Source organism: Ketobacter sp. (assembly GCF_003671495.1).
In the GTDB taxonomy this organism is placed as follows: Bacteria; Pseudomonadota; Gammaproteobacteria; order Pseudomonadales; family Ketobacteraceae; genus Ketobacter.
Window position 1 is genome coordinate 1 of record NZ_RCHN01000010.1, and the last position, 8,263, is coordinate 8,263.

At 45.3% G+C, this 8,263-nt stretch carries 11 protein-coding genes; 4 read left to right on the forward strand and 7 right to left on the reverse strand.

All coding sequences use genetic code 11. The features are described 5' to 3' along the window. Window positions 1-3: 3 nt before the first annotated feature. The gene (locus D9N14_RS22685) at window positions 4-174 is read left to right on the forward strand and encodes a tyrosine-type recombinase/integrase (protein WP_411267919.1); all 171 of its coding nucleotides are present in this window, start codon (window positions 4-6) and stop codon (window positions 172-174) included. Between the two features lie 461 nt (window positions 175-635). On the opposite strand, the gene D9N14_RS04415 is transcribed toward D9N14_RS22685, so the two are convergent. Continuing rightward, window positions 636-1,289, reverse strand: a complete 654-nt coding sequence (locus D9N14_RS04415) for an SOS response-associated peptidase (RefSeq protein ID WP_290577344.1) — start codon at window positions 1,287-1,289, stop codon at window positions 636-638. Between the two features lie 557 nt (window positions 1,290-1,846). Here D9N14_RS04415 and D9N14_RS04420 point away from each other — a divergent pair. The 3 genes from D9N14_RS04420 to D9N14_RS04425 are packed head-to-tail and all read left to right on the forward strand — an operon-like array spanning window position 1,847 to window position 3,391. Continuing rightward, on the forward strand, window positions 1,847-2,086 hold the full coding sequence (locus D9N14_RS04420) for a hypothetical protein (protein ID WP_290577346.1): 240 nt from the start codon (window positions 1,847-1,849) through the stop codon (window positions 2,084-2,086). A 32-nt stretch (window positions 2,087-2,118) separates the two neighbouring features. Next, window positions 2,119-2,406 (forward strand): helix-turn-helix domain-containing protein, encoded by a 288-nt coding sequence (locus D9N14_RS22690; protein WP_411267918.1) that lies wholly within the window; start codon window positions 2,119-2,121, stop codon window positions 2,404-2,406. Further along, window positions 2,393-3,391 carry a reverse transcriptase family protein gene (locus D9N14_RS04425; protein ID WP_290577348.1) on the forward strand — a complete coding sequence of 333 codons (999 nt, stop codon included), beginning with the start codon at window positions 2,393-2,395 and terminating at the stop codon, window positions 3,389-3,391. The genes D9N14_RS22690 and D9N14_RS04425 overlap by 14 nt, the downstream gene beginning before the upstream one ends. A 9-nt stretch (window positions 3,392-3,400) precedes the next feature. Here D9N14_RS04425 and D9N14_RS04430 read toward each other — a convergent pair whose 3' ends face one another. From D9N14_RS04430 to D9N14_RS04455, 6 genes are all read right to left on the reverse strand, one after another. Beyond that, on the reverse strand, window positions 3,401-4,048 hold the full coding sequence (locus tag D9N14_RS04430; RefSeq protein ID WP_290577350.1) for a 4-fold beta flower protein: 648 nt from the start codon (window positions 4,046-4,048) through the stop codon (window positions 3,401-3,403). A 139-nt stretch (window positions 4,049-4,187) separates the two neighbouring features. Further along, on the reverse strand, window positions 4,188-4,565 hold the full coding sequence (locus tag D9N14_RS04435) for a hypothetical protein (protein WP_290577352.1): 378 nt from the start codon (window positions 4,563-4,565) through the stop codon (window positions 4,188-4,190). Window positions 4,566-4,638: 73 nt separating this feature from the next. Next, window positions 4,639-5,385, reverse strand: a complete 747-nt coding sequence (locus tag D9N14_RS04440; protein WP_290577354.1) for a hypothetical protein — start codon at window positions 5,383-5,385, stop codon at window positions 4,639-4,641. 65 nt (window positions 5,386-5,450) lie between these two features. Next, a complete protein-coding gene (locus D9N14_RS04445) occupies window positions 5,451-6,605 on the reverse strand; it encodes a DUF6161 domain-containing protein (RefSeq protein WP_290577356.1) in 1,155 nt (384 codons plus the stop codon). Window positions 6,606-6,620: 15 nt separating this feature from the next. Then, window positions 6,621-7,361: a tyrosine-type recombinase/integrase gene (locus tag D9N14_RS04450; protein ID WP_290577358.1), complete on the reverse strand. Its 741-nt coding sequence runs from the start codon at window positions 7,359-7,361 to the stop codon at window positions 6,621-6,623. 17 nt (window positions 7,362-7,378) lie between these two features. Beyond that, window positions 7,379-7,552 (reverse strand): hypothetical protein, encoded by a 174-nt coding sequence (locus tag D9N14_RS04455; protein WP_290577360.1) that lies wholly within the window; start codon window positions 7,550-7,552, stop codon window positions 7,379-7,381. Window positions 7,553-8,263 lie beyond the last annotated feature (711 nt).

Genomic DNA, 8,263 nt, shown 5'->3' on the forward strand with positions numbered 1-8,263 from the left:
GATTTGAGTTGGCAGAAAGAATGGGCTGAACTGTCTCCCTATTCGTTAAGGCACACCCGACTGAGTCACTTGCTGCTCCGGGATAAGTGGGAGATTATTCGGGTACGCGATTTTGCCGGTCACGCTCATTTGAGCACTACAGAAAATTACTTGCATCTAGGTGTATTGGAATGAAGAGTTTCGCCGAGGGGAACGGAGACCCTTTTGTCTGTTTGTTCACGTATATGGGGTTCTAGGTACTTAGCCGCAAAAAATACCACAGACCCCTTCCAGCCAAGGTGTGGCGCGGCCTCCAGCGTATTTTTGGTTTTTTGGCAAATATTCCAAATAGAAGTATTATAGGTTTTGCTTATAACCATAAGGTGATTTTTCTGTATTGCACAAAACAGATAAAAAATAACCAATTCAATTCGTTAGACTCATCGCCGAATTATCGGAACGGGATGGGGCCAACCGCTACGGTATATTTTGCGGCTAAGTACCTAGACCCCCAAGGAGGGACATTTCTAAAAAACTAACCAGTGACATTTCTATATCATTTCTACAATCCAATTCGGCATAATGTTTTTTATGTGAAATCAGAGCCCGCGCCAGCCGTGGGCTGCAGCCATACTCTATTTAACATAATATTGTGGTTAGGAAATTGATGGCTCTGCTGAAATGCAATCCACACTTGGTACCCTGATTAGCTGCGACGCCTCTTCAATGCTTCCTGTTAACCAGGTATCGAGATCTTCGAGCTCGATGGACACCACCGATCGCTTGTCTTGATCGTCAGGACCATAAGCAGGATCCGGCTTGTGCATTCGGTTCATGATTGGGTGATGATCGGCGTTGATCGTCAGCATCGTGTAGCTCTCAAACAATTCACCTGTGGTCTTATCGATCCAGGTGTTCCACAAGCCAGCCAAACCCCAAGGATTCCCATCGCTTCGCCGAAAGCGCCACCAGACGTTTTTGCCGGTTTCCCAGCAGGGTTCGTCAAAGGACTCTGCTGGAATGATGCAACGCTGCCCATGCTTCCACGGCGTCCGATAGCTGGCTTTATCTGCTAGTTCCTCAGACCGGGCATTATTGGTGTTGTATTTCAAAGTGGGAGATTTCGCAAAATGGGGAATCAATCCCCATTGACCCACAACCAATTCTCGGTTGCCGTTCCTGGAACGAATGAACGGCCCCTGCGATCGCGGGAATATTTCACTGCGGTAGAAGGGCCCAGGACTTGAGCGCCCAACATGCCAAAACCGTTCTATCTCTGCTTCGCCGGGTGGTACGTATCGATTGCACATAAGGTATATTACAGCAGGTTTTCGGTGGCATGGCACAGGCTTATAGTATGTCCAATACTAGGAGGTATTCGACATACTTTCTCGTAAATACCCCTTGCCTTGGTGCTGGCCAGCCCCCGATCAGAAGAAAACCTCTTTTTTTCTATTTGTAAAAATATTGACTCTAAGTAAAACCCATGTATTATGGTTTTCGACTGGATGTTATCGTCCAGACGTTCTTTAACAGACTCATCCTCAGAGAATTGGTGTACCAGACACTGACCTTATCCTTACCGGTTTGGTCGATGCTTTTGTTGTTTAAAACGCATCTAACCGGATGCACAAATGTCGCAGATCCCAACCGCTGATCTGTAGCCATGCGCTGTCAAAGTTGAGCCTTTAGCCCAACGCGATCGGCCACTGAGCTATTGAGCAGAGCGACGGAAATGCAGCACGTTTAATTCGGTTTATAACGTAAGGGTTCGTGGGTTCCGCTTGTGTTTCTTTCGGTCATCAATTGTGTTGGCGACGGGCGCGATTGCGCCGACTGAAACCCATCTACTATGAGGATATTTGACATGAGTAATGTCGAGTCTATTAAGAGGTTGCTGGAAACGCTTAAAGCGATGAAAGTGACATTACGTGATACAGCGGACCCAAGTATTAGCCAGCAATTGGATGATGCGATTGCAGAAATCCAAGTTATTTTAGAAGATGAAAATAGTGAGTTAGTCTGTGTGAAAGCACTGGACGTACTTGGTAAGTTTTTTAGCTGTTTACCAAGCATAGCGAAGCTGATTGAGTTTTTTAATGGCTAATGCAACGAACCCTTTTATTTAAAAGGTTAGTTATGGACTTAGGTGGAACGATAAAACAGTGCCGCAAGGTGAAAAAGCTTACATTGGCACAACTATCAAAAGAATGCGGAATTTCGGTTTCATACCTAAGCTTGTTGGAAAACAACAATCGAGAGCCAAGTATTAACACCGTAGAATCCATTTCTAAAGCTTTGGGCTTACCTTTAAGTGTATTAATCTTTTTGGCGTCCCAGAGAAACGAGGAAATTGAACTAAGTGTCTCTCATATTGAAGCCCTCTCAAATAACATCATGGAACTGATGGTAAATGTTAAGGGATAGATATCTCATAATAAAAATTCCCTCTATTGCAAACACCTCCTCGCTTGCTTCTCTGCTCGAAATCACAGAAAAAGAATTGTTCTATATCGCAGATAACGTGCATGAGTTTTATAAACCCGGCAAAATTATGAGGAAGAAAAACGGTGATCCTCGACCAACACATGATGCAAAACCTGTGTTGAAGCAAATACACGCTCGAATTAAAAACCGAATACTTAAGCAAGTAGTTTACCCTTATTACATGCTGGGGGGCATTTCTGACCTAGAATCTCCACGAAGCTGTAAAACTCATGCTCAAATACATTCAGGAAAGAAGATTCTAATATCTGAGGATATAGCTAACTTCTACCCAAACACTTCATATGAAGTTGTAAAGAAAATATGGAAATACCATTTTAAGTTCGGTGATGAAGTATCAGAGTTACTCACTAAGCTAACCACATTCAATGGTGAATTACCTCAAGGCTGGAAGGCAAGTGGCTATATTGCGAACTTGGCATTAATAGATAAAGAGCCTGAATTGGTGAGGATTCTTGAAGAAAAAGGACTGTCTTATAGCCGTTTTATTGATGATATTACGGTCAGTAGTCCATTCTACCTTACCTCGAATGATAAACAATTTATCATCTCTAATATCTACGCAATGCTATTCTCCTGTGGGTATAAGCCAAAAAGAATCAAGCATGAGATCGTTAGTCGAGAAATGCCCATGTCGGTTACTTCACTCAACGTCAACACAAAGAAGCCGACCATTCCAAGTAAAGAAAGGAAGATCATTCGAGCCTTGGTCTACCAGCTTGAATGTGCATATCCTGACGATGGCAGATCTATCCGATTTTATAAACTATGGCTTAGCGTTTATGGAAAAGTAAACAGAGTAAAGTCATTTCATGCTGAAGAGGGTTCAAAACTACAGATTCGTATGAGACAGATAAAGCCACCTAAACATTTCTTCTCAAATAAAAAATTGCTTAGCACTTCTTAGTACATTGTTTCAATCTCGACCCTCGCTCAGCAAAAGCATACACTGAGTATCTCCAAATGAACTAGTTAAGAATGGACGAAAAGGGGCAAATTCTTTAAAGGACTTGAAGGGCTTAAATTGTTTGAAAGCCTTGAATGACTCTACTTGTGTTGTACGAAGAACACTGCTAGTCGCGCAAGACGCGTTTCCATCATGAGCCCAAACCACACCGTTTACAAACCAGCCCAGATGCTTACCATTGAATCCATAAACATGGTAGCCCCCCGCGTTGTCCACATCCAAATATGCAACCGGCTCCCCACCCCAAAGATAGATTGTGAGCTCATCATCTAATGCTACGTAGGCAGCCGCCTTGCCATCTCTATCAAAAAGCGACAGTTCATTGTCGGATTGAGCTGGGCTGTTTGAGCCAACCATAGGTGAAGGATTAGATTGCGGAAATGTAGGACCAGTCCACCTAAATTCAGGAATCGTTCCGTCAGTAGGGCCACAAACATAACTCATCGAATACCATGTTACAGGGCCGGGTATGATATCTGCTAACATACCACCAGCGTGGCTTTCACTAGAATAAACCTGATATCCCCCGTCGCCACAACTAACTGACGCTGCAGTTAAGCACTTCGAAGAGTCGGTGCGGCATTTAACAGTTTTCATGACTATCCCGCTTGGAGTGCGATGCTCCTTAACATTTGTGGCCGCACAAGCTGTTAGACAAAGCAAGCAAAACACTGAGATTGCATCACGCATGCCAAGCGTCATGCTTTTGTTACCCCTAACATTCATAAAAACTTATCTATATGACGGGTTCAATATAGCCAGTTGATTTATATGCCATTTGATGATATTTCGCATTCCTTGGCCACAACTTATTCCATTTTGGATCCACTTTAAAAACGATAATTTTTCTCGCTCCAGTGTCCTGCATGGGGTCTTTGCCGAGACTTTCGAGTAACTCTTGATGCTTTTCAACTTCAGAATCACTCACTTCGCGAATTTCAACTATGCACCCACCTTTGTATGCACGATCGCTTTTCGACTTGTGAAGTGAAACGTAAGACATGCTTTCATCTTCAGAAGTCAGATTCCACATCCATGATTCAAGCAACCCAGGCTCCGAACCTTTCTCGAGCCCGTGCTTTGCAATCAAAAATAGCGTGTTGGGAACTGGCATAATTCATCCTCTATTCTTTGCTTTTCCAATTCTAGCACTATGAGGTAGGCTTCACATAAAACTGTGCTCTGCGCTATAAACCAAACTCTATGAAATCACATTTCATTGGAAAAGGCTTCGGAGCATTCCAGGAGAATGTCTGAGGTTCATTTACACGATTAAGTTCTTTGCACATATCTGTGGATAGATCTGTGTACTGTTTAGATTGACTGTAGCTCCATAAGTAACTGTGTTGGGAATGCCTTTCTAATACCATAACAACAATAGCGGAACACAAGCCAACTGGACCATTGTTGCTGACCCATTTATTATCATGAACCTTCTTAAAATTGAAATCTCCAAGGTCGAACTCCGTCATCTTGCAGGTTCGTGACTCAATTCTCTTAGTATATTCGGCCATTCTGTATATATCTTGCCTGGTTGGCTTATCACATAGCCGATTCATGATTACTAATAGCTCTTTATGGGCGTCCGCAAATGGCACTTTACCCTGCTTTATGAGTGGGCAACTATCTCCTAAAGATTTCTTGACGAGTTCTTCAGGAGATTTGTTCTTCATTTCATCTTCGAGTTCAGTGCGAATCTTTTGCAGAGCGTTATCCAGCTCATCCGGGTCAAGATCATAGGCTGCCGATATTTGGCGTAAATTGCACTCTAATGAACTATCACTTTCACCAATCGTTCTACAGCGACCAGATAGGGCAGATTTTTGTCCACTTCCACTTTGAAGCCAGTTAAATTCGAAGCTTTCTGCATTAGCGGTTATGGGTAACGCAAAGTTGAAAGCCAAAGCAAGGAGAAAATATCTGCTAATTATCATATTGTCTTAATCCTTTATTTCATGCTTCTTAAATTCCGCTGATTAATTAGTAGTAAGAGGCACTATTACTTTGGGGTTCTATTGAACATCGTTAACATAGATGGTGGCGCAGCATCATCTTTTACTATCCCATCCGAACTCGGGCGAAATATAGAAGGTAAAATAAGCTCTTTATCTTCTGGCTTTAGCACACTTTCATACCGCTCCATAGCTAGGTATGTTTGAATCAAAGTGGCTCTTTCCTTTGCATCTTCTGCAAGATGAATATTTGAGAACAGTAACCTTACAGCGATACGTATCAACCAAATCACTATCATGGCCGCACTAGCGGTGAATAAAAGCACCCAATGCCGGATCTGCCCATCTTGTGAAAAGATCAGCTCTCTGTTCTTAGATGAAGTTTCGTTGACGATGGCCTCCCGGAAGAAATCAAAAAGCTCATATCCTGAGAAGAAGAACAATGCCGCCAGTAGCACTATAGTAACCACATACCATTTAATTCGCCTATTATGGGTCTTCGCTTTCGCGTTCCAATAATCAACCGCTTCTTTCTCTGCAATCTCTTCACGATATTTCTTCTTTTCCGCTTCAAGTTCTTCGCGAAAGGATTCCATTGCCCCGTTGAACTGCTTTTTATGCTCTGCCTTCTGCTTCAAAACCAGCTCATGAGTGCGATAGGCTTGCCCCTTAAGATCGAGCGTATGGTTCAATGCGCTCCGCAAAGTCTCCATTTCATGGCGAACGAGGTCAGTTAAAGCGCTTTCCGTTAAGCCACTCGGATCATGATCTCGATATTTGAACGCTGCAGTTCTGGCTGCAGCAATACGCTTATAGTCTTCCTCTGGTATATTAAGGCCGCGAATAAAATACTGGAACGCATGCTTAGCGTACTGCTGATGCTCCTGGGAAAGTCGCTTTAAAAAGTGGCCTTCCTCTGATTCAGATAATGGACACCTGTAGCCTCGCAATAGATTCTTCACTTTATCAAAATGACGTTCTTTTGTTTCGATGTCTTCAGCTTTGAGGTAATGATTGGCCTCGGAGTGTATTTGATTTATCAGTTTGTTTGGGTTTGTCCCTTCGAAGCTAATGGCCATTGCATCACAAGCAATTAGAAAGTCTTGCTCCTGCTTAACGAAACCCAATACTGCCTGCATATCTACGAAGTGCCTTTCTATTCCCCCTACCGACAGTGCTTCTTCAAACGTTACGTTAGACAAATTCAGTCCCCTTTCCTAAAACTGCATCCCGTACATTAGATGATGGGTTTCCCCGCTCAATACCTTCAAATACACCTCGGTGCTGGCCAGCTCCGCGTGGCCCATCCAGTCCTGGATGGTGCGGATATCCCGCCCCTGCAACAAACAATTTACCGCAAAGGAATGCCGAAAAGTATGCGGCGACAGGGATTCCACGGGCAGGATCGAGCGATCTTCTTCTTTATTCCAAAAGTGCTCCCGCTCCAGCTTGTTCAACTGGTAGCGCACCTGATGCCGGTCCCAGCTGAAGATCGGCTCCCCTTTTTTGGGGTTGCTGCCGGCCAGGTAGCGTTTCGCTTCGTCAATCAAGGCCGGATCGGCGATGGGTACCATGCGTTTGGGGCTGTGGGCGGCGGTTCGTTTGCGGGGCCGCCCTGCCCTGCGCTTGGAGTTAGCCAGAATCACCAAGGAGTCGCGCACGGTTTCCAGTATCAGATCCTCCCGCGTCACGGATAACGCCTCGGTGATCCGGGCGCCGGTGTGCCACATCAGGTTCAACAAAAAATGCAGCTGCGGATTCAGGGCCTTTTCCAGCACCACATGAATCTCCGGCAACACCAGGTATTGGGGTAAATCCGTATTCACCTGGGCCATGAGCGTGCGGCGTTTCTGCCAGTAGTGCCAATCGATCACCACCGGGGCATTGTTTGGGGCCGGCACGTACAGGTCGGGCGACGGGGCCAGCGGATAATTGGCCGGTCGGCTGGGCAGGTTCATGCTGTGTCCTCTTCTCCCTATCGCCATTCTTTTATGAGCCGTCGTCCGGACACCACCAGGATCAGCCCCACCAGGACACCACCCACCGTGCTGACCGCAGTGACGCCGTGTTGCACGGTATAGGCCAGCCACAGTAATGGCCAGACCACCACAACATTGAACTGCCAGATCCGTTGATAGCGGGTAAACATCCTGTTTTCCTTTTTTGCATCGTGGGCGAAAACCCGGCCCCTGGCGGGGTCCGGATTCCGCATTTCTTTCGAGTTTACCGGGTTTTCGCGGAATCACAACGGGTGTTTTTCGGGCATGTTGGGGCCACCGGCGCCGGCGAGGCCGGCCGCTGGAAGCCCGCTGGATCCACACGACAAAGCCCGTAAAAACAGAGATATATAGGGTTCTGAAAAAAGACCGGACCGGCGGACGAAACCCAGGACTCAAAACCTACGCATTCTGGGGCATTTTGCGGAATATGAAAAAGAAATAGAAAAGTTGAAAGTGCGAGTTTGCATGCCCCAATCAAAGATCAGTATAATGCAGTAGTGTCAAGGATATTCCGACGCACGGCATATTTAAACGACTAACGGAAATTCAGGTATACGAGTCAACCACGGTTTGTTAACTGGCTAAGTTTACAGGAAAAATGCCGGAAAGGGTACCAAGGATGGAGAATGAACCCCCGACAACACTTCTGCAGAGAATGCCGCCACAGCAAGAATACAGAAGCGCATCGGGAAAAACAGGCATCAGATAAACCTGCGGTCCTATTTGTACTACAACTGGAGGGTCGGCAACGATTACTTCATTAAACAGCCAGATGGTCGTTTATTGGTCAGAATCAGATCCTGCGGTTTCAGTCCTCTTGAGTCCTTGCAAGTGTAGGTTTTCGTACAAAAGCGCTAACC